This window comes from Winslowiella toletana, from assembly GCF_032164335.1.
Classification (GTDB): Bacteria; Pseudomonadota; Gammaproteobacteria; order Enterobacterales; family Enterobacteriaceae; genus Erwinia; species Erwinia toletana_A.
The window spans coordinates 2,523,037-2,546,084 of record NZ_CP134152.1; the positions used below are offsets into that span (position 1 = coordinate 2,523,037).

Annotated in this window: 16 protein-coding genes; 6 read left to right on the plus strand and 10 right to left on the minus strand. The window is 50.6% G+C overall.

Annotated elements, in window-relative coordinates:
• Positions 1-40: 40 nt before the first annotated feature.
• The 3 genes from RIN69_RS11855 to RIN69_RS11865 form a co-directional block, all read right to left on the minus strand.
• Positions 41-3,085, minus strand: coding sequence for a non-ribosomal peptide synthetase (locus tag RIN69_RS11855; protein WP_313852033.1), 3,045 nt, complete (start codon positions 3,083-3,085; stop codon positions 41-43).
• Positions 3,086-3,275: 190 nt separating this feature from the next.
• Positions 3,276-4,556 (minus strand): MFS transporter, encoded by a 1,281-nt coding sequence (locus RIN69_RS11860; protein WP_313852034.1) that lies wholly within the window; start codon positions 4,554-4,556, stop codon positions 3,276-3,278.
• Positions 4,549-5,982 (minus strand): M20 family metallopeptidase, encoded by a 1,434-nt coding sequence (locus RIN69_RS11865; protein ID WP_313852035.1) that lies wholly within the window; start codon positions 5,980-5,982, stop codon positions 4,549-4,551. The genes RIN69_RS11860 and RIN69_RS11865 overlap by 8 nt, the downstream gene beginning before the upstream one ends.
• Positions 5,983-6,134: 152 nt before the next feature.
• On the opposite strand from RIN69_RS11865, the gene RIN69_RS11870 reads away from it, so the two are divergent.
• Positions 6,135-7,058 (plus strand): LysR family transcriptional regulator, encoded by a 924-nt coding sequence (locus RIN69_RS11870; RefSeq protein WP_313852037.1) that lies wholly within the window; start codon positions 6,135-6,137, stop codon positions 7,056-7,058.
• A 508-nt stretch (positions 7,059-7,566) separates the two neighbouring features.
• Positions 7,567-8,271, plus strand: coding sequence for an acyl-homoserine-lactone synthase (locus RIN69_RS11875; protein ID WP_313852038.1), 705 nt, complete (start codon positions 7,567-7,569; stop codon positions 8,269-8,271).
• Here the strand turns inward: RIN69_RS11875 and RIN69_RS11880 are convergent.
• Positions 8,185-8,928, minus strand: coding sequence for a helix-turn-helix transcriptional regulator (locus RIN69_RS11880; protein WP_313852039.1), 744 nt, complete (start codon positions 8,926-8,928; stop codon positions 8,185-8,187). The two genes, RIN69_RS11875 and RIN69_RS11880, sit on opposite strands and share 87 nt — an antisense overlap.
• Before the next feature lie 1,131 nt (positions 8,929-10,059).
• Complete coding sequence (locus RIN69_RS11885) at positions 10,060-11,652, minus strand: ABC transporter substrate-binding protein (RefSeq protein WP_313857722.1); 1,593 nt, start codon at positions 11,650-11,652, stop codon at positions 10,060-10,062.
• A gap of 128 nt (positions 11,653-11,780) precedes the next feature.
• On the opposite strand from RIN69_RS11885, the gene pepT reads away from it, so the two are divergent.
• Positions 11,781-13,007 (plus strand): peptidase T, encoded by a 1,227-nt coding sequence (gene pepT, locus RIN69_RS11890; RefSeq protein ID WP_313852040.1) that lies wholly within the window; start codon positions 11,781-11,783, stop codon positions 13,005-13,007.
• A 48-nt stretch (positions 13,008-13,055) separates the two neighbouring features.
• Here the strand turns inward: pepT and RIN69_RS11895 are convergent, their stop codons facing one another.
• Positions 13,056-14,705 (minus strand): methyl-accepting chemotaxis protein, encoded by a 1,650-nt coding sequence (locus tag RIN69_RS11895; protein WP_313852041.1) that lies wholly within the window; start codon positions 14,703-14,705, stop codon positions 13,056-13,058.
• A 248-nt stretch (positions 14,706-14,953) separates the two neighbouring features.
• Positions 14,954-16,471, minus strand: a complete 1,518-nt coding sequence (locus RIN69_RS11900) for a carboxylesterase/lipase family protein (RefSeq protein WP_313852042.1) — start codon at positions 16,469-16,471, stop codon at positions 14,954-14,956.
• 183 nt (positions 16,472-16,654) lie between these two features.
• Here RIN69_RS11900 and RIN69_RS11905 point away from each other — a divergent pair, with 183 nt between their 5' ends.
• Complete coding sequence (locus RIN69_RS11905; protein ID WP_313852043.1) at positions 16,655-17,089, plus strand: DoxX family protein; 435 nt, start codon at positions 16,655-16,657, stop codon at positions 17,087-17,089.
• A gap of 47 nt (positions 17,090-17,136) precedes the next feature.
• Here RIN69_RS11905 and hglS read toward each other — a convergent pair whose 3' ends face one another.
• Complete coding sequence (hglS, locus tag RIN69_RS11910) at positions 17,137-18,477, minus strand: 2-oxoadipate dioxygenase/decarboxylase HglS (RefSeq protein ID WP_313857724.1); 1,341 nt, start codon at positions 18,475-18,477, stop codon at positions 17,137-17,139.
• Between the two features lie 132 nt (positions 18,478-18,609).
• Complete coding sequence (locus tag RIN69_RS11915) at positions 18,610-19,935, minus strand: MFS transporter (protein WP_313852044.1); 1,326 nt, start codon at positions 19,933-19,935, stop codon at positions 18,610-18,612.
• A 200-nt stretch (positions 19,936-20,135) separates the two neighbouring features.
• On the opposite strand from RIN69_RS11915, the gene yddG reads away from it, so the two are divergent.
• On the plus strand, positions 20,136-21,044 hold the full coding sequence (gene yddG, locus RIN69_RS11920) for an aromatic amino acid DMT transporter YddG (protein WP_313852046.1): 909 nt from the start codon (positions 20,136-20,138) through the stop codon (positions 21,042-21,044).
• A 30-nt stretch (positions 21,045-21,074) separates the two neighbouring features.
• Here yddG and RIN69_RS11925 read toward each other — a convergent pair whose 3' ends face one another.
• On the minus strand, positions 21,075-21,875 hold the full coding sequence (locus tag RIN69_RS11925; protein WP_313852048.1) for a sugar phosphate isomerase/epimerase family protein: 801 nt from the start codon (positions 21,873-21,875) through the stop codon (positions 21,075-21,077).
• Between the two features lie 242 nt (positions 21,876-22,117).
• On the opposite strand from RIN69_RS11925, the gene RIN69_RS11930 reads away from it, so the two are divergent.
• Positions 22,118-23,041 (plus strand): LysR substrate-binding domain-containing protein, encoded by a 924-nt coding sequence (locus RIN69_RS11930; RefSeq protein WP_313852050.1) that lies wholly within the window; start codon positions 22,118-22,120, stop codon positions 23,039-23,041.
• The last annotated feature ends 7 nt before the right edge of the window (positions 23,042-23,048 follow it).

Here is a 23,048-nt window from a genome sequence, read left to right on the forward strand (position 1 = left end):
CTCCTGAACTTCAGGATCGCTCAGCGACGATAACGCCTCGTTACGGCAGAATTCCTGTGGTGCGCCAGTAATCAAGATAACGCATTAACAGCTGCCGGTTCATTGGTGAAAATAGTGGAGAAGTCATATTTTCCAGTGCCAGCCTCATATTCCTTGCGTCATAAACCGGCATATTTTCATATAATTCCCAACGGGTCTTCTGCCGCCAGACTACTTCAGAAAGCATCGGCAGCAGCGGGGTTAACGGATTATCAGCGGATTGATCCGTTTCCAGCCGCGCCAGCCATTCGGTATAACTTAGCGGCTGCAAGGGATATCCACACTGATTAATCAACTCGAAAAACGCATTAAAGTCGACAGACTGACTCGGGTCCGGCGGTACCAGATGGAAAGCCTTCGCCAGATTGATATTATCGCGTGAAATATGGATTAGCGCGGCGCTGACGTAATTGACTGGAATGAATTCATCACGTTGGTTAAACAATAGTGGTGAAGCACCCATTTTAATGCAGCCTTTAATTATCCGGGCGATAAAATCAGCTGAGTTTCCCGCACCGCTTTCGCTGTCTCCGGTAATAAATCCAGGTCGATAGACCGCCAGTGGAATGCCGCGTTCCCTTGCCTGCCAGATTAATTTTTCAGCCACCCACTGACTTTGTGAATAACCGGAAGCATATTGCATCCCTTTGAGGAACGGGGTCAGTTCATCACCCTCATAAATACGCTTTACGGGTGAAAACAAACTTGCCGGGCCGAATACAGCAATGGTTGACACATAGTGCAGCGGCTTGGTTTTACCCTTAACTGCCAAGCGTAAAATGTTAAGTGTACCAAGCACGTTAGCAGCATAATGAGCTGAATAAGGCTGAATATAATTAACATGCGCAGCCACGTGAAATATCAGGTCGCACTGTTGAGCAAGATGCTCATATGCCACTTTATCCAGTGCCAGATTCGGCTGCGCAATATCGCTGGCAAGCGCCTCAATCCGGGCATCAAATGCCTGCTGCCATAATCCATACTGTTGCAAATTATGCTTAAGCCGCAGTCGCGCCTGTGGGTTGCTGGCAGCACGCACCAGACAAATTACCCGTTCCGTATCAGGCTGAAGCAGCAGATCGCGCAGTAAAAACGCCCCAAGAAAACCGCTAGCGCCGGTCAGTAACACCACTTTGCGGCGGGTTGGCAGCTCGCTGGCATGTGGCTGAATATCAGCAGGCAAGCGGCTGTCATTGCGCATGATCGTGCAGGGATCGTCAGAGTTGCCTACCTCTTCTTGTTGCAAACTCAGCGCCATCCGGCGCGGCGAAGGTGCATCGTATAAATTTTGCACCGATACCCGCCGACCAAGCTTTTTACTGGCTTCAATTACGACTCTGGCTGCCTGCAGTGAATTACCGCCCCACTGAAAAAAATCGTCATCAAGGGTTATGTCCGGCGCATTAAGCACCTCTTGCCAGACTCGCAGAATAACTGACTGTTTATGCTGCATATCCGCATCAGCAGCCGGTGCCAGGCGATGTTTCTCCTGAATTCCAGCCAGCAGCAACTGCCGGTCGATCTTGCCGCTGACGGTCATCGGCAGGCTGCTGACCACCGTCAGGCGCGGCAGCATATACTCAGGCAGACGCTGTTTGATCCACTGCTCTATTTCACTCTTATTAAATCTGTTAGGCGATACTGGCACGATAAACCCGGTCAGCAGCGGTTCCGCGAAGCTGTTTTTAACCACACAGACTGCCGCCGCCTGTAACAGCTCACTTTCCAGTAACTGATGCTCTATCTCTTCGAGTTCAACCCGATGCCCGCGGATCTTAATTTGATTATCCCGGCGACCGGCAAACATAAACAACCCATCAGCACGCTGCCAGGCTAAGTCGCCGGTATGATAAAGGCGTTGCGGCTGGTTATCTGCTGCTGAATGGAAAGTGATAAACTGCTGCGCATTAAGCTGCGGCTGATTCCAGTAGCCACGAGCCACGCCATCACCACCAACATACAGATTACCAATGGTCCCGGCAGCCACCGGATTTTTTTGGTCATCCAGCACCCAGGCACAGGTGTTATCAATAGGCAGGCCAATCGGCACATCGTCAGTGATTGCCTCTGCCGAGTGCAGTTCGCAACTGAGCGCAAATACCGTGCACTCGGTCGGGCCATATACCGCGACTAAGCGGCGCGGCGGCGCGCTGTTTAACACTTTCATCAGCGTCGCCCGATTAGCGACCTCTCCACCAACCAACAACGTGTTGATGTAGCGAAAAGCCTCAGGACAGGTTGTTGCCACCAGATTAAATAAGGCGGTGGTGATAAACATCACGCTGACGGAATACTGCTGCAATGCCGTAGCAAATAACCACGGATCGATTACCGTCTCCTTTGCGATAATTACCACTGCGGCCCCGTTAAGCAGCGCCCCCCAGATTTCAAACAGCGAGGCATCAAATGTCGGATTTGCAATTGCAGCCACGCGGTCGCTACGGCTTAGCGTCACATATTGTGTATTAATTACCAGACGAATAATTCCTCTTGATTCAATTTCTACCGCTTTTGGTCGGCCAACAGAACCTGAGGTAAATAAAATATGGCTGCGATGATGCCGCTCTAATTTACAATACGGCATCTGCTGGATTGCGCCCTCCATCGGGGCGATATTTTCCAGCATCAACTGGCGTCCGGCTAAATCAGCACGCTGCGCAGCATTATTGGTCAGAATTAAATTGACCGCTACATTTTCCAACATGAAACTTAATCGGCTATCCGGCAGTGAGGGATCGAGCGGAACGCAGCTGCCTCCGACCCATAATATCGCCAGCTGACAGAGTATATTTTCAATACCCGGCGGCAGTAAAATAGCCACCGGCTTTTCAGAATGTATCTCCATTTCAGCCAGGCAGACGGCCAGTGAACTGGCTCGCTGCGCCAGCTCCAGATAATTAATGGTTTTTTCCGGAGTAATAATTGCGGGGTGCTGCGGAAACGCGTTGACGTGCTTGAGAAATAATTCGATTACGCTGCTTTCAGTTGGCTGGGCAGATTGATAACCAAAGTTATATTCATTACTGCGGAGAAGAAACTGTTCCATAGTCGTTCACCTTAACAATCCTGTCAGAAGCAGCAGTATAAGGTAATTTTATTTTAGCAAAAGTGTCGCCGGAAAAAATTTTACTTAATAAAAATATCAGCTTGAATAATATGAATTTCTTTATTTCCCTGTGCGATATATCGATTGATACGGCGCAAGCACTTTGCTTACGCCGTTGTTAAACCTGCCGTTATGCCAGTCGTCGCTGGCTGCGCAGTAACGCCCAGCCACTAAGCAGAGCCAACAGCATCAGATAATAACTGGGTGCAAGGCTGGTGCCGGTGGCGGTAATCAGCAAACTGCATATCAAAGGGGCAAAGCCACCAAACACCGTTACCGCGATGTTGTAACTGATCGCCATGCCACTGGCGCGGGTTTCCATTGGAAACAGATCGGCCATTAACGAGGGTACGGTAGAGAAGTAGATCGACTTTAGTAATGCCATCCAGCCAACCAGCAAAATCAGGGTAAGCGGCGTGGTATGGTTAACAACCATACTAAACGCCGGATAAATGGTGATAATAAGCAGAATTAATGCGCTCCACATCAGCGGCATCCGTCCGATTTTTTCAGCCCACAGCCCCATTAGTGGCGTAACCACCGTCAGAATCACCCCGGCAATCAGGGTGGCGGTGAAGGCGACTGACCCCGGCAGATGCAGGTTTTTAGTCGCATAAGTTGGCACATAATTGAGCATGTAATTAATGGCGGTAGAAATGACCATCAGGCCAATCGCCAGTAGCAGCAGCTCTTTCTGCCGACCGGCGAGAATTTTAAGCGGCGCACGCGATTTATCCTGCTGCGGCTTAAAGCTGGCCGGCTCATGCAGATGACGGCGAATATACAGGCCAACCGGCCCGATGATCAGCCCGAAAGCAAACGGAATTCGCCAGCCCCACTGCTGAATTTGCGCTTCACTCAGCCACCAGGTCAGGCCGAGCCCGAAAGCGGAAGCCATCAGGGTACTCGCGCCCTGGGTGGCAAACTGCCAGCTGGCGATAAAGGCTTTACGCTCGGGGAAGTGTTCAACTAAAAACGCGGTAGAGCTGCCGAACTCTCCGCCAGCGGAAAACCCCTGAATCAGGCGTGCCAGCATAATCAGCACTGGTGCTGCCAGGCCGATGGAGGCATAAGTCGGCATAAAGGTAATAATCGCCCCGCCGACCAGCATCAGCGAAATCGACACCAGCAGGGCTTTTTTCCGCCCTTCACGGTCGGCATAGGCACCGAGCACTACCGCACCGAGCGGCCGGATCAGAAACGAAAGACCAAAACTGCCCAGCGCCAGCAACAGTGAAACCGATGCGTCCTCGGTCGGGAAAAAGGCATGGGCGATATAGCTGGCAAAAAAGCCATAAACCGCAATATCAAACCACTCCAGCGCATTGCCAATGCAGGTGGCAAACAGCGTTTTATGCAGATTGGGTTTCGCCGGACTGGAAACCTGAAGCTGCTGCGCGGCTTCACTCATGATGCTGCCCCCGCGAAGTTTTATGCCTCTGATGCTGCGCAATCAGGGCGGTGCCCTGCTCACCCAGATCCCAGAACAGCGCGGTCATTATCTGCAATCCTTCACGCGCAATAGATTTCAGCATATGTTCATCCACCGCATGTTGACCACAGGCAGGATAAGAGTGCGGAATCCATAGTGTCGGTAAGCCAAGAATATCGGAGAACACCTCGTTCGGCAGTGAGCCGCCAAGATTGGGTAAAAGAGCAGATTTCTTGCCACTGGTTTTGTCCATCAGCCCCAGCGCCCAGCTCACCAGAGGATCGGTCGGATCAAGCCGCGTCGCCGGAGAGCCGCGAAGCACTTCTACCTCAATATTATTAAATCCATGCCGCTGCAGATGTTCACTGACGTGCAGCGCCAGATTCTGCCAGTCAGTTTCAACCACAAAGCGCAGCTGACATACTGCGGTGGCCTTGCCTGGAATGGCATTCATTGGCCGAGCCGGATTGCCGGTAAGAAAAGAGAGAACCTCGAGAGTATTCCAGCCGTACAGGCGTTCTGCGGATGACAACCCTTCTTCCCCCCAGAGGCTATCGATCACAGGATCGCTTTCACCGCCCGCCGGATCAATATCGCTGAGAATTTCGCGCACCGCCGCCGTCAGCGCCGGAGGTTTCAGCGCAGCGACCTGCAACTGTCCTTTTTCATTAACCAGACAAGCGATAGCGTTAGCCAGTTGCGTACCAGGATTGGTCAGCAGGCCGCCCCAGTTACCGGAATGATAATCTTTTTCCCGGGCATTAATGCTGAGGCGAAAGTTAATGCAGCCACGGGAACCGAGAAACAGCGTCGGACGCACAGCATTAAGGCGCGGTCCGTCGGAAGCAATAAACAGGTCGGCTTTCAACAGCTGCTGTTGCTGCTGACAAATTTCCGCCAGCCCCGGAGAACTGATCTCTTCTCCCATTTCAAACAGGAAAGTGCAGTTAAATCCCAGCTTGCCGCCACGCGCTTGATATACCTGTTCCAGTGCAGCAATATTAACGCTGTGCTGTCCTTTATTATCCGCACTGCCGCGTGCATACCAGCGGTCGCCCTCTTCAACCAGCTGCCATGGCGTTAGCCCACTACGCCAGTTTTCATCATCGCCAAATACCACATCACCATGCCCGTAACAGAGCACGGTCGGCAACTGCGGGTCTTCAACTCGGGTGGCGATCAGAAACGGGCGGTTTTGCGCCTGCGGGTTAGCAAAATGGTGTAACTCAAAACCCAGTGCGCTCAGCGCTGGCGCAATCTCGCTATCAAGATAGCGCAGCAGCTCTGTATCACGATCGTCGCGCTGACTTTCAGTGACCATCGCCACGCGACGTGCCAGAACCTGCCGGAATTCCCCACTGTCAAAATACGCCGTCGCCAGCGCGATTGCCTGTTCACCTGTCATAGTTTGCCTGTTGTGTTTGTCTGTTTTGTTATGCGATTCATCTAAGCTAAAAACACGCTTTGCCACAATTGTTAATTTTTGAAACAATGGTTGCTTTCAAAGCAAAGCTAAGCTGCCCGATAATAAGGCATGCACCTTTATGAGGCAGGTTAATGCACAGTAGTGAAATCCGTTATTTTCTCGCGGTGGCTAACAGCGGCTCGTTAAGTGCGGCCAGTGAACAACTGTATGTGGCGGTATCGGCCATCAGTCGCCAGATACAACGGCTGGAGGCGCGGATCGGCGTACCGCTGTTTGAACGTCATGCACGTGGAATGACCCTTAACGAGGCCGGGCAGATTTTTGAAAATCACGTGCGAAAAAGTTTGCTGGATATGGAACACGCCATCGCTGAAATCAAGGGTCTGACCGCCGTTCGTCGCACGCTGATTCGCGTCGCCTGTACTGACGGCATGGCGTTTTCTCTGCTCCCCACTCTGTTCGCCTTGTTTCGACAGCAGAATCCGGCGGTGACTTTCAGTCTGAATCCCGGCAGCGGCAAAGAAGTGGCCGAGCGGGTGCGCGACGGCGAGTGCGATGTGGCATTCCAGTTCAGTTTACATCCGGAACGCGGCGTGGATGTCGTTAGCGCTTATGCCGCGCCGGTATTGATTGTCATGCAGCATCAGCATCCACTGGCGCAGCAGCAGGTAACGCTGAACGATTTAGTGCATTATCCGGTGGTTTTGCCGGAGTCCGGCACCACGGTGCGTCAACTGTTCGATCTCGCCTGCCAAATGAGCGGTATCTTTATTGAGCCGGTACTCACCTGTAACGCCTTCTCCAGCCATTACAGTTTTATGCTCAATTCACCGCTGGCGATAACCCTGTGCAGCCACTTTACCGTAATGTACCAGCCGCAGGAGCATGGCCTGGTGCTGAAAAAGTTTGGCGTCGAACAGCTCAGCCAGCGAAGCTTACAGATTCAGACTCCTCCGGGTCGTCAGCACAGTGCCGCCCTGCGCTTGTTTTTGCAATTTGCCAGCCACGAACTAAAACAGCAAAGCGAGCTAATGCATCGCGATTTCGGCTTTTGATGGCGGCCAGCGGAGCTATATTCATTACGTAAATAATCTATCTTTTTTCTTCATTCATCAGCGCAGAAGAACGATCAATTTTTAAACTTTCACCACCGCAAAACATTAATGAAATTATAATAATCATCCATAATTAAAGCTGTTAACCATTTTCTCTCTTCTCCCTCTGCATCCCTGCCGCGGGCAGTAAATGAAAAGCGTCGCTAAGCCCATGAAATCGAATGATACGTTCGAATTATGCGTTTATTCCGCTGTCGAATTATCAATATCTTAGCCTGATTAGAACATTAATTTTATAAAACAATCTCACCTAAAACAAACAAGTTGCGACATAAAAATGTCCGCTTATTCTGAAAAAATAATCAAAAATCTGTAAAAGACAAAAAACGTTGCGATAAACAGTGCAATAAGGCTTATCGAATTATTTACTTAGTCTCGCCTTAATGATAAAGTTCTTTAAAGAATAAAGAAGATTCTGTATAAAATAATTAACTTAGGAACTATCAAAATGTTAAAAATATTCAATGTAAACTACAATCTACTGTCTGATAACAGATCCGAAGAGTTATTTACGCTGAGAAAGAAAACATTTAAAGACCGCCTGAACTGGTTAGTTAATTGTGAAAATAATATGGAGTTCGATGAGTATGACAATGCGCATACTAACTACTTATTTGGTGTTTATAAAAACATGGTGATTTGTAGCATTCGATTTATTGAAACTAAGTATCACAATATGATAACCGGAACATTTAAATCTTATTTCAATAATATAGAATTGCCGAAGGGAAACTATGTCGATGCCAGCAGATTATTTATCGATAAGCAGCGCGCCAGGGATCTGGGCATCAGTCAGCAACCGATCAGTACATTACTTTTCTTATCGATGATTAACTACAGTCGGCATGCCGGGCATAAGGGAATTTATGCAATCGTCAGCCACCCGATGTTTATTATATTCAAACGCTCAGGATGGCTTATTTCAGTGGTTGAGAAAGGCTTATCAGAGAAGAATGATACTATTTACTTAATTTTCATGCCGGTAGATGCCAGGAATCAACGCATTCTTATTGAGCGGATAATTAAAGAAAACCCATCATCATTCAATGAGTTAACTTCATGGCCATTATCGTTTAGCGTCGGGCAGCACCGGCCTGATCAGCTGCAACTCAATGCCCAGCCTTATAGCGTGCTTGGCGTTAGTAACACCTAATTTTTTAACAGCATTGCCGATATGGAACTTCACTGTGCTCAGTTTTATCCCAAGGATAAGTGCAATTTCCTGATAGGTTTTGCCCATACTTGCCCAGTAGATAATTTCATTTTCACGCTTTGAAAATATCTCTTTATCTACTTTTTCATTTTCGGCGATGCTGTTCACTTCCTGATAGAGTAACAACAGTTTCTCATGGGCTGTAATTAGCAGCATCTGCAATTCAGATTTGTTCTTAATAATTTTCTCTTCGGTATTATTACCGCTGTGCTTATCGATAATAATAGAGAGTACCACCAGATTATGATTCTGATCGTGCAGCACAAAGGTATAGCCGTTGATAAAATCATAATTGCGTGCCATGTCGAAGATCTTGGGTATTTTCAGACCGGATTTAATGGCAATATTTTCGTCCCATGAAAATGGCGACACTCTGTGCGAGGCAGTGATAAGAACCGGATCGATAAACTGATAATTATTTTCCGTATAAATCTGGAACCATTCCATCCGATTGGAAATGATGGTGAACTGTGCCGGGTTCTTCTTATTCATAATGGCATAGGCGTACTCGATGTTCTGATAGCCATCCAGCTTCCTTTCCAGATAATCCTTTATCGTATTGTTAATAAATTCATTATTGAAGAATAGATTAGACACTCACTCCTCCGCTTATCGCCCATGACAGTCCTTAACAAGGAGGTGGAGTATATCATAAACAAAACTTTAGTATATTAAAAAAATTACATATAATTTGACATGCAATATTTTAAATTAAAATTATATTCATAAAATATATAATCGCACAAAAGTGATTAATTATTACTGGCGAAGAAAAAATACAATTGATATAATTTAATGCCATAATCGTTTAGCTACTCATCCAGCTCACATTGATTAATCGCAAACATTGAAAACAAACTGGACCCGGTTACGCCAGAAAATGATTATCTGCCTTGCGAAGATTTACCTTCTTCAATGCTTGTTCCCTGTCGATTAGCAAGTTGCGGCCAGATTAGCTTTCTGCCCCACTGTGGCGCGCTCCCAACTGACCTGCGCTGAAAGTTTCGGAAGATAATCACATCTGATTCACTTTAATTCGACAATTAAGCAACTTATCAATCCGTCAGCGAAAAAGGATGAAAAAACAAGCAAAACAATGCCACTTCTCCACGTTGAATGGCTGGGTTTATTCTTTATTTTTCAATCACTTGAATGTATCACTTCTCACTCTGTTATTGATCATCGATATTTCCCTTGTGTCAAAATCTCACCGCATTTATAGCTTTTAAGCTTAATACACCGGAAGCAGTTTAATACCTGACTAATCATTTCATATTAAATTGAAGTACCCTCTGATCTATTGCTGCTGTTAATGCTAATTAGTCGCGCACCGTGCACAAATAAAAGTACAGTGCTCACCTATACCTAAGTCCAACTGGTTTTAATCCTTAAGATCATTTAAAGTCTTTACCTATAGACAGCCAGTCAGATTATAAAGCTGCAGGTAATCACCATTGTCAATTTGTCGATGTTGGAGCAGATTGACGGACAAGCCTTCACCAGGGAAATCTTTGTCCATTGTTTTATTTGTCGCTGGTCTGGAGCTGCTGATATAAAGCGTTAACGCTTAAAAAAATATAAAAGCTCCGGACTAACGACCTCTTACTTTGTTGCGTTTTTAATCAATTACTTCATTCTTTTTACTCTCTGTTACATATCACCTACTGCTGACTTCCCCCCTGTACAGCAAACTGGCTCTCCCCCACTGCGGGAAAAGCCAGTATTCCTCTACTTCAAATCAACCTGATAGAAGATATGCTTACCAAAGGGATCAATTTCATAACCTGATACCTCTTTGCGTACCGGCTCGAAGATGGTTGAGTGTGCAATCATCACCGCCGGCATCTGTTCATGCATGATCTTCTGTGCCTGCAAATACAGAGCGGTACGTTTGTTTTGATCCTGCTCTGCACGTGCTTCGGTAATCAGCTGCTCAAAAGGCTGGTAGCACCATTTCGACGAATTTGAACCGCCATTTGCCGATGTGCAGCTAAACAGCGGGCCAAAGAAATTATCCGGATCGCCCGTTGCGGTTGTCCAGCCCATCAGTGCCGCCTGATGTTCACCATTTTTGACTCTTTTCAGGTATTCGCCCCACTCAAAGCTAACGATATTGGCCTTGATACCCACTTTACCCCAGTCCGCCTGGATCATCTCCGCCATCCGGCGCGCATTAGGGTTATAGGGACGCTGCACTGGCATTGCCCAGAGATCGATAGTGGTTCCTTCAGGCAGGCCCGCAGCTTTCAGCAGCGCTTTAGCCTGTCCAGGATCGTAGTCGTAATCTTTCAGACCTTTATCCGCACTCCAGACGCCCGGCGGCAGCAAATTTTTTGCTACCGTGCCGGTTCCCTGAAATACCGCCTCGATAATTGCTGGCTTATTGATCGCCATTGCCAACGCCTGGCGGACTTTAACGTTATCCAGTGGTGGCTTCTGGGTGTTAAACGCGAGGAATCCAGTATTCAGCCCCGCTTTCTGCATCAGCGCAATGTCTTTATTTTGCTCCATGCGCTTCAAATCTGCCGGATTGGGGAATGGCATCACCTGGCACTCATTTTTTTCCAGTTTGGCATAGCGCACCGAGGCATCTGGCGTAATGGAAAACACGATGCGATCCAGCTTCGCCTTGCCCTGCCAATATTCCGGGAAGGCTTTATACAAGATGCGCGAATCTTTCTGATATTGCGCCAGCTGGAATGGTCCGGTACCAATCGGCTCCATATCCACTCTCTCCGGCGTACCGGCTTTCATCATTGCATCAGCATATTCTGCTGAATGAATCGAGGCAAAGTACCAGGCGAGGTCAGCAAGGAAGGGAGCTTCGGCATGCGATAAGGTAAAACGCACCGAATGATCATCCACTTTATCTATGGCGCTAATCAGTGAGCCAAATTCCAGACTTTCAAAGTTGGTGTAAGCACCGCCAGAAATTTTGTGATAGGGGTTGTTCTCATCCTTCTGGCGCATAAAAGAGAAAATCACATCATCAGCATTAAAATCACGCGTTGGCTTAAAGTTTTTATTGCTGTGAAACTTCACGCCCTGGCGCAGATGAAAGGTATAGACCTTACCATCCGGGCTGATATCCCAGCTTTCCGCCAGGCTCGGAGTCAGTTCAGTAGTACCAACTTTAAAATCCACCAGCCGGTTAAACACCGGAACCGCGCTGGCATCAACGCTGGTGCCGGATGTGTAAATTTGTGGATTAAAATTTTCTGGCGATCCTTCCGAACAAAAAACCAGCGTTTTTGCCGAAGCTGTTGACGCCAGCGTCAGCGTCAGTGCCGCCAGCGCAAACCGGCTAACCATTTTTTTCATCATTATCCTCGCTTTTTATTGACTTGAACACGACCTGGTGAGTAAAACAAATTCACATCTGTTTAATAAATAACATGATTTGCTAACATACTGAATAACTCATCGGTTTCACCTGATAAGGAAGCGTTATGAATCACCATCTGGCCAGCCAGTTAACCCAACGTTTTTACCGTTATCTCGCGGTGTCCAGCCAGAGCGACGCCAAAGCGACAGTGCTTCCGAGCACGCCGCAACAACATGACATGGCCAACATGCTGGCTGAAGAGCTGCGCGCACTGGGCATGCAGAATGTGGTGATCGATGAATTTGCTACCGTGACTGCGGTTAAGCCAGGTAATTGCCCTGCCGCACCGCGCATCGGTTTTATCACCCATATTGATACCGTTGATGTTGGTTTATCCCCCGATATACACCCGCAAACGCTGCGCTTTGAAGGTCATGATCTCTGTCTGAATGCGCAGCAGGACATCTGGCTGCGCACAGCAGAACACCCGGAGATCCTCGCCTACCACGGTCAGGAAATTATTTTCAGCGACGGTACCAGCGTGCTGGGTGCAGATAATAAAGCCGCAGTGACAGTAGTGATGACGCTGATGGAAAATCTCAGCGGTGAGCACGGTGATATCGTGGTGGCGTTTGTACCCGATGAAGAAATTGGATTACGTGGCGCAAAAGCTCTGGATTTGAAAAACCGTTTCGACGTCGATTTCGCTTATACCATCGACTGCTGCGAATTGGGGGAAGTGGTGTACGAAAATTTTAACGCGGCTGCGGCAGAGATTCGGCTAACTGGCGTGACCGCTCATCCGATGTCCGGCAAAGGAGTGCTGGTCAATCCGTTACTGATGGCCCATGACTTTATCAGCCATTTCGATCGGCTGGAGACACCGGAGCATACTGAAGGTCGTGAAGGATATATCTGGTTTAACGATCTGATTGCCAACTCTAATGAAGCGCAGCTGAAAGCATCGATTCGTGATTTCGATCTGGAAAGTTTTGCCCGGCGAAAGCAAAAAATTGCCGATGTGGCGGCGATGATTGCCGGGCAGTATCCCACCGGTAAAGTCGAGTTCACCATCACTGATACCTACAGCAATATCAGCAATGCCATTGGCGAGGATCGCCGGGCGATCGATCTGATCTTTACGGCGCTGGCGCAGCTGGACATTGAGCCGAAGGTGATTCCGATGCGCGGCGGTACCGATGGTGCAGCGCTGTCGGCAAAAGGCTTATTGACGCCGAACTTCTTCACTGGCGCGCATAATTTTCATTCTAAGTTTGAATTCTTACCGATACCGTCGTTTGTGAAGTCGTATCTGCTGGCCGAAAAACTCTGCCTGCTGGCAGCGAAATAAACTGATTACGGGCGGCAGTCCATATCTTGCCGCCCCTGCCGATTAATCTCAGAAAGAAACCCACTGATTGCGGCTTTTATCAGCGCCACCAACCTTTAATTGTGCGGATGGCTTACCGATCTCTGGTGTGACTGCGCCCTGGCTGGCTGACAGGCGAAATTTAGCGACTGAACTTTGCAGCTCTTCCGTCTGACGTTCCAGCGCACTGGCAGCAGCAGAGACCTGCTCGACCAGCGATGCATTTTGCTGAGTCACGCTGTCCATCTCAGAGATTGCGGTGCCCACCTGCGAAATACCTTTGCTCTGCTCTTCTGAGGCGGCAGCAATTTGCTTCATGATCTCAGTGACATCCGTTACTGCACTCAGGATTTCACTCATGGTAGCACCCGCCTCATTGACCAGCCGTGAACCGCTGTCTACACGCTGCACCGAATCAGCAATCAGCCCTTCTATCTCTTTAGCTGCGCCCGCACTGCGTTGCGCCAGATTGCGCACTTCGCTGGCGACCACCGCAAACCCCCGGCCTTGTTCGCCAGCACGTGCCGCTTCCACCGCCGCATTAAGTGCCAGAATATTGGTCTGAAAGGCAATACTGTTAATCACATGGGTAATTTCAGCAATTTTATGTGAACTGCCGGAAATTCCCTGCATGGTGGTTACTACATTACTGACCAGCTTGCCGCCTTTTTCGGCGGTAACTGAGGCGTTATCCGCCAACTGGCTGGCCTGACGTGCATTATCGGCGTTAAATTTTACCGTTGCGGTCAGTTGTTCCATACTGGCGGCGGTTTGTTCCAGCGCCGCCGCTTGCTCCTCGGTACGCGACGAGAGATCGTTATTTCCGGCAGAGATCTCAGCCGCGCCGCGCCAGATATTTTCTGTACCGCCGCGAATCGCATCTACCGCATCGCGCAGGCTATCCTGCATTGCCCGCAATAGTGGCACCAGCTTGCCAACGCAGTTACGCCCGATATCACTGACCGGCTGGCTAAGATCGCCTTCAGCAATGATGCGGAAATGCTCACGAATACCATCCAGCGGACGCACCAGCATGGTGACCAGATAGCGATCGGTAAACAGCAGAATCAGCAGCCCGATAATCACGGCGACGACAATAATGATTTTGGTCATAAAGGTCAGACGATCGACGGTTACCCGGGTATCATCCAGCATCTCTGCTGCCGCGAGGTTGAATTTCTCGGCACTGGCACCAAAACTGCGGCTCAGCGCTGGCGTGACATGACGCGATTGCTGACGATAAGCATCCAGTGTCGGCTGCTGCGCGGCCTGCATCTGCGGTTTCACTCCGTTTTCAAGCAGTTGCTGCCAGCTGTCGCTAACCGCCTTCACCACCCCGGCGTCAATCGGTCCCGGTGACAACTGCCGAAAATCGTCCAGCAGCGCACGCATGTTATCGAGGGATTTTTGTACCGAAGCCAGATCGGCAGGGTTATCAGCCACCCCACTCTGCCTGGCATCAATCAACCGCGACAGGCGGGTGATAAAGCGAAAATATTGATCGTTGCCCTTACTCAGCACATTCATCTGGCTGACAATATGCCGATCGACTTCATTACCTTTTGCCAGCGCGCTCAGCGAGTAAACGCTGTACATCGCGACCCCTATCCATAACAAGCAGAACAGGCCGAGAATCCACAGCATCACCGCGCGAATGGTGAAATTTTTTAAAATGTTCATAACTGCTCCAAATCGGTAATTACCGGTTATTTCAGCCCCTGATGAGCGGGCTCGAGTAACCGTTATCGGCAGTTACAGCAGAAAATTTTAGAAAATTATCACGAAAAATTCTTGTGTATCAAAACCTTACTTTCATTGAGGTGTTGAGTAACCTGTTGCTATAAAACAACTTTTTACTAACGGGCATTGATAATTCATTGACTGAATTAATCAATTCAGCCAACGGATGATATTTAATGGAAATAATACTAATTAAGCCGCACCAGCGTGCGCATCATCAGTCGGAAGATTTGCATTCTGCGCTTCATAAAGTCTTTCTCGATACGAATATCTGCCAGATGAAAGTCGCCAAAGCGCAGCGTGCTGTCCCTGGCGGGATGCCACGCCGGCCACGCCACTTCACCGGTAATATGTCGCGAGTGCGGTGTGACATTACGGGCAAAATTTAGCCAGTATTCACTGACCTGCCAGGCAAACTGACGATCGTTAGCGGTAAATGGACGGTCGCTGCCGGCATTCATACTGTTCAGAGTATCCAGCACATACGGCACTTCATTGCCATGCCAGGTGCCATCAGGATAGAGGTCGCGCGCATTTTCGGAAACATAATCAAAATAGTAGCGCCAGCCTGGCACACCTGCACGATGCTGTGCCATCGCCGCCACATAGCCCATAGTGGTAAACGCAATATCACGCGCCACCTGACGTCCAAGCGACTCATCATCAGCCGCCGGATAGAGCCATTTTATCACTCGCCAGGCCAGCTTATGTTGACGACGAATCATCGCGATTGACTGCGCGGCATCAACACCAAAAAATGCCAGTACGCTGGCTTCATCACTGTTGCTGCCGATCATTAACGGACATTTATGCTGACGCGCACGATTAAACGTCTTAAGCGAGGCAACCGGCAGCACCCGATCGCCTGCAATTGGCACCGGGCCAGGCGCGAGTGGATGCTCCAGCGGCCAGAAATTTTCTGCGGGTATTGCACGTAGCTGCTCTGCCGTTGCGCCACTAAGGCTGAAATGGCTGGCAACCGCCTCACCCATCTTCAGCGCTTTGTTACGCGGCATATCCGGTAATGAATAGGCGCTCTGTACAATGCCCTTATGGAATAATCCTTCCGCCAGCGGCGAACAGAATAGCGACAGTACGCTGCGCCCACCGGAAGACTCTCCCATAATGGTGACGTTAGCGCTGTCGCCGCCAAAAGCAGCAATATTACGCTGAACCCATTGCAGCGCGGCAATCTGGTCCAGCAGCGCAAAATTGTTAATCACCTCACCTGAAGCGTATTCCGCATCCAGCGCCGGATGAGCAAAAAAGCCCAGATGACCAAGGCGATAGTTCAGCGTAACCAGCACGACTCCGCGAGAAGCCAGCGGCGCGCCGCTGTAGGGGGCCAGCCCACCGGCACCGATAGTAAAACCACCGCCGTGTATCCAGACCATCACCGGCAGCGGCTGCGTCGGCTGGACATCAGGCGTCCAGACATTCAGATACAGACAATCTTCACTGAATACTCCCGGATCGCCGCCGCCTGCTGCCAGGCAATACTCGCGATTTTGCCAGCTTGAGTTCCCCCACTGTGTCGCATCGCGCAGTTGTTGCCAGGGTTCCACCGCTGCCGGTGCTCGCCAGCGCAGTGGGCCTACTGGCGGGGCCGCGTAAGGTATGCCTCTGAATACCGAAATGTCATCTTCAACACTGCCGCGCAGTTCACCTTCTGCTGTTTTTATGCGTACTCGTGAGTCATTAATCATTAAATTTTCCGTGGCCTTTGCGCATCTGATATGGGCAACTCACCGATATTCTCCACATTCTGTGGCGTCACGCGACTAAAATAGGGTATGAATCAACTTGCTGAATGAGTTAAGCAAGGAAACTGCGTATTATCCAGGCACTACAGTGTCAGGATTCTTCATCACACGAAAAAGGAATAAATCATGTTTAGCGCGATCAATAACGCTTTTACCCGCATTTTTGATCATCCGGACTTAGGGAAGCTGCTTCTGCGACTGACCTTTGGCATTTTATTGCTGTTTCATGGCGAGGCGAAAATTCAGAATGGTGTCGGCTGGATAGCCAATATGCTGGCCGCTCATGGTTTACCTGGATTCATCGCCTGGGGTGCATGGATAGGGGAAATAGTTGCACCGGTGATGGTGATTATCGGTCTGATGACGCGTCCTGCGGCGTTCATTATCGCGGTGAACATGGTGGTAGCAACATTGCTGGTGAAAACCGGCGCTTTCTGGTCACGCACTGATGTTGGCGCGTGGGCACTGGAAACGGAAGCGCTTTTTTTCTTCGGCAGCGTGGTTATCATGCTGCTCGGTGCGGGGAAATATACGTTAATTCGTAACCCGCGCCTGCAATAGTTATCATTAAAAAGGGTCAGTTACTGACTGACCCTGTTAATGCCACGCTATAACAGCCCGCAGCGCAATTTACTTGCACGTTCGCGCAGCGCGTAAAGTTCAATTTCATCATACACCTTCGCGCCCAGCGCCTGCTCGAACTGCTGACGACTGGCCTGCCCCTGCGAGCGCGCTTTACTTTCACTGCCCAGGTTAGACTGGAAAATCCCGGCAGCGCTGACCGGCAAAAAGTCTTCATAGATAATCGGATCGGCTTGCAGTATCCCCTGTGACAGTAAACTTTCAATATCACTGCTGGGGGTTATCGGCTGGTTTTCTCCGGCAGACGTGCGGCGGTACTCAAACCACGCCAGCTGCTGTTGGCGCAGACTGACTTCATCATCCGGGAAGGCGCTGAATATCTCACTGAGATGCTGCTGATGTTGCAGATTATCACTGCCGCTTCCGGCTTGCGCCAGCAGACGATCATACAGCTCGCGCCCCTTATGAGTCAGCGCCACGCCGCGCTGCTCAATCTCGCCAAACCGTGCAGTGTGCGTCCCCTGGTGGCGGTCACGAAAACGCACCGGCTCATCCAGCGCTTTAAAACTGGTCTGGCGTAACAGAATCGGCACCGCACGGCGAGGTGGGCCTTCAATAATGGCTTTTGGCGTAATGCCATTCTGCGGCATCAGGGTCTGCACGCGATCAATATCCAGCGTACGCGGCGTCAGATGATTAATATGGCAACCGGGGAAGCACACCACATCGGCAACCAGCCGATGCTGATCGCTGAGTGCCTGATAAGTCGCACTGTCGACGGTGGTTTGCTGATGCCAGCGAAATGTTTCCAGCGCCTGCTCAACGAACTCTGCCGCCTGTTGCGTATCAAATCCGCCCTGCTGCTGATGCAGCATCACCAGTTGGCGACAGCGTGCGGTAAAAATATCCCGCGCCGCAAGGATCTCGCTCGCCTGCTGGCGCAGCGCCGGATCTTCAATCAGCTCGATACGTAGCAAGGAAGTAAACAGTCGGAACGGGTTACGCCGCAGCGCACTGTCGTCTATCGGGCGAAAGGCAGTGGAATGCACCGGCACGCCGGCCTGCGACAGGTCGTAATAGCCCACCGGGTACATACCCATGATAGCAAACAGCTGGCGCAGCATACTCAGCTCGGCAGCAGTACCGACGCGGATTGCACCATGCCGCTCAACGCTCAGCCGCGCCAGTTCGTCGCTCTCTGTCAGACGCTGTGCCAACAGCGGATCAGCCTGCAATTGCTGCTGATTTACCTCCGCTACCAGCCTGAGCAAGGTGCCATATTGCGGAACTTCCTGCTGATACATCGCCGACATCGCCTGTGAAAAGTGCTCACGGATGCTGTCTGCACTGACCCAACGGTTTTCCATCATCATTACCCTGTTGCCGTATTTACCAGCAAATGTAATGGATTGGCGAGGTTGCGGGGAAAATTATGCAGAATTTGTGATCGACTGCGAGAAAGTCATGGCGGGCGACCAATGTCACCCGCAAATCGGTGGTTATTCTTTACGCTGGTAGCCGAAAACACTTTTGACCAGTAGCATCACCGAGGTCAGCAGCGCCGGAATCGCCAGCAGCAAAAATACCTGAGTAAAGCTCCAGCCTAATGACAACATTTCAGCACCGGCAAAGGCGCTGAGGATTGCACCAATACGCCCCACGCCGTGCATCCAACTGGAACCCGTGGCGCGTGCATGAGTAGGGTAATAGCTGGCAGAAAGTGCATTCATTCCGGTGTTGGCACCGTTCAGGCAAAAACCGCTACAGAAAGCGATGCCGCTCATTACCAGCGCGTCGGCTGGCGCGAAGCCGATCGCCACGGTAAAGATGGCGCCGCAAGCGTAAATCGACGCCAGCGCCAGGTTGGCATTAAAACGGTCCATCAGCCAGCCGGCAAATAGCGAACCAAGGGTGCCACCGGCCTGATACATCGCGGTAACCAGCGCCGCCTGGGTCACCGTCATGCCAATATCTTTTATCAATGATGGCAGCCAGCTGCCAATCAGATAGACCAGAAACAGCCCCATAAAGTAGCTGCCCCACAGCATCAGACTGCCGGTCAGATACTTCCGTGAGATAACCGTACGCATCGCGCCCTGCTGCTGCACCTGCGCAGGTAACAGGAAACGCGCATCGGGCGGCGTACGCCCCGGCATCATCTTCTCGACAATTGCGCGGATTTTTTCCGCTGGCGCACCACGACTTAGCAGAAAGCGCACCGACTCCGGCAGATACTTGAGCAGAAACGGCATGACCAGTAGCGGCAATATTCCACCGAGCAACAGCACCGAATGCCAGCCAAATCGCGGAATTAACCAGGAGGCGGCAAAGCCACCGGCGGCGGCGCCAAAGGTAAAACCGCAAAATACCACGGTAATAAGAAATGAGCGCTTTCGCTCCGGAGAGAACTCCGCCACCAGCGTGCCGACATTTGGCATCGCCGCACCTAATCCCAGACCGGTTAAAAAGCGGAACAGCATCATTTGTTCAAGGTTTTGTGACAATGCGGTAGCCAGCGTCCACAGGCCAAAGAAAAATACGCTGCTAATAATGATGATCCGGCGACCAAAACGATCCGCCAGCGGGCCAGCAAACATCGCTCCCAGTGCCAGGCCGATAAGCGCGGCGCTAATCACGCCACCCAACTGGTGATTCGTGACATCCCATGAGGCTTTCAGCGCCGGGGCGATAAAGCCCATCAGCGCGATATCCATACCATCCAGCGCTACCACGATAAAACAGAGCAGAATAATGCGCTTTTGATAGCCGCTCATTACAGCTGTATTAATAAGCTGGCGAAGATCAATCGCCGGTGTGCTGCTCACGGTATAGCTCCCTGTAACGCCGAAACCTCCCTCACAAACGTCAGTCATAACATTCGTCAGGTTTCATCGAAAAAAAGTGAGCGCTATGATAACGGATTCATATGGACTTTGTCTGGTTCCGTTTTACCCTGTACTCTCTGAGCCGGGCTGAATGGGCTGACACGCTGTTTTACCGCTGAGGGCAAGAGGTTGTATAATAAATGACACAAAAGAGAGCCACGCTGACTGGCCTGATCGCCATCCTGTTATGGAGCGCCATTGTCGGATTGATCCGCAGCGTCAGTGAAGGATTTGGCGCGGTAGGCGGCGCGGCAATGATCTATACGTTAAGTGCTTTACTGCTGCTTTTCACCGTCGGTTTTCCCAGAATCAACACCTTTCCCCGCGCCTATTTATTGATTGGCAGTCTGTTGTTTGTCAGTTATGAACTGTGCCTTTCACTGTCACTGGGTTTCGCCAATACTCACACCCAGGCGATTGAGGTGGGTATGGTCAACTATCTCTGGCCCGCAATCACCGTCGTGCTGTCGATAGTGGTTAACCGGCAAAAGTTCAGCCTGTTGATTATTCCTGGTGTGCTGCTGGCGATTGCGGGTATCTGCCGCGTGCTCGGCGGCGAGCAGGCATTCTCATTCAGCCAGATCGCTGAAAATCTTCACAGCAATCCGTTAAGTTACGGCCTGGCATTTAGCGGTGCAGTCATCTGGGCAATCTATTGCGTTGTCACCCGGCGAATCGCCCAGGGCAGTAACGGCATTACGCTATTTTTTATCCTCACCGCCGTCACATTATGGATAAAATTTCTCTCCGCGCCGCAACCTGAGTTCGCGCTGAGCTCCACGGTGATAATTAATCTGCTGCTGGCAGCGTGCGCCATGGGATTCGGTTATGCCGCCTGGAATACCGGTATTTTGCACGGTAACGTGATGGTGCTGGCGACCGCCTGCTATTTTATTCCGGTGATCTCCTCCCTGCTTTCGGCCTTTATCCTCGACTCCACGCTGACATTATCCTTCTGGCAAGGGGCGGCGATGGTTAGCCTGGGATCCTTACTTTGCTGGTGGTCGACGCGGACCACCAAACCCGCGAAGTTAGCCCGAGAGGCATAAGCTGAAACTATCGTGCCCCTGATGTCGGCGCTATTCGCTTAATGACTTTTCCAGCGTCAGCAATGAGCGATAACCCTCTGCCGCGGTGCTGTGTCGCGGCGGCGTCGCCAGCTGTTCATTGAAAATTTCCAGTGACCAGGGTCCACGGTAGCCGTGTTGATGTAACTGACGGGCAAAACGTGTCAGATCAAAATCGCCCTGGCCAGGAAAACAGCGGTAATGTCTGCTCCAGGTTAATACATCAAGGTTAAGCTGCGGTGCATCGGCAAACTGCACGAAGGTGATTTTCTCCGGCGGCACCCTGTCGAGCTGATTCAGCGTATCGCCACGTGACAGAATATGAAAGCTGTCGAGCACGATACCCAGACTGGGATGATTAACCGCTGCCACCCGCTGCCATGCCTGTTCCCAGCGGTTAACATGCTTGCCCCACGCCAGTGCCTCATAGCCCACTTCAACCTGAAAACTGCCGGCCAGTTCAGCCAACGCATGCAGATCGTCGATTTGCCGCTGCGCATCGCTGCTGCAGCCGTCACTGGCATTACTGCATAACAGCAATTTTTTACAGCCAAGCTCGTTCATCAGCGCCAGTTGCTGCCGTGCACGTGCCAGCTGATCGCCGGTTTCGCCCTCGAAATCGCGAAACGGCTGTAATAAGTCGATGCGCAAACCCCGTGTCTCAACCATCTTGCGCACTTCACTGGCGCTGCGTTTACTGTGAGACAAATCCTCTTCGAACAACTCAATACTGTCGAAGCCAGCTGCGGCAATGGCATCAAGTTTTTGTTCCAGCGTGCCGCTGACGGAAACAGTGGCGATACAACGTTGCATAATTTTTCTCCCTGGTGTGACAAAACATGGCGCGCCATAACGGGAGGTAGCATGTCGCGCTTTCTACTATAAGTTATCGTCATAAATAAGCGGCCCGTCAAATCCTGTCACCTGACGTAACGAGTTAATTCATGGTGATATTTTGTGCAATCAACACAAATGTTAAATAAATTTTGCAATAAGGTTAACAAAATCCACTCATCAGGCTTGCTTCCTTTCTTCAGACCTCACTACCCTGTGGTATGGATAAAAATTACGTTTTTAATCAGCGCATTCGCTTGCGCCATCTACATACCTTTGTCGCGGTTGCACAGCAGGGTACGCTGGGACGTGCGGCAGAGACGCTTAGTCTTAGTCAGCCAGCGTTATCCAAGACGCTGAATGAACTGGAGGAGCTGACCGGCACGCGCCTGTTTGAGCGTGGACGACTGGGCGCGCAGCTCACTACCATGGGTGAGCAGTTTCTTACCCACGCGGTAAAAGTGCTCGACGCCCTGAACCATGCCGGCCAGTCATTTACCAGCGCGGTCAGCGATCAGCCGGTAGTGCTGCGGGTTGGTGCACTGACGACGGCAGCAATGGGTATGCTGCCGTCTATTCTCGACCGTTTTCATCAACTGCAACCACAGGCCACCGTGCAGGTCGCCACCCTGCATAACAATGTGTTAATCGCCGGATTAAAAGCGGGTGAGTTTGACGTTGGCATTGGCCGCATGGCCGACAGCGATATGATGGCAGGTTTAACCTACGAACTGCTGTTTCTAGAATCTTTACGTCTGGTCGTACGTCCGGACCATCCACTGTTAAGTGACAACGTCACGCTATCAAAAGCGCTGCAATGGCCGGTGGTGATCTCTCCGGAGGGGACGGCACCGCGTCGCATTGCTCAGGCGATGATGGATGAACAAGGCTGTACGTTACCCGCTAACTGTATCGAAACCTCTTCGACTTCGCTGGCGCGCCAGCTGGCGCAACGTTATGACTACGTGTGGTTTGTGCCCTCCGGCGCGATCAAGGAAGATTTGCTGCATCACTCTCTGGCAGCACTCCCCATTGCTTCACATGGCCCCGGGGAACCGGTGGGAATAATGACGCGTTCTGGTAGCCAGCATTGCCTGAGTACTGAAATACTGCTGGCGACCATTCGCAAGTGTCATTCAGGTTGATTTAATC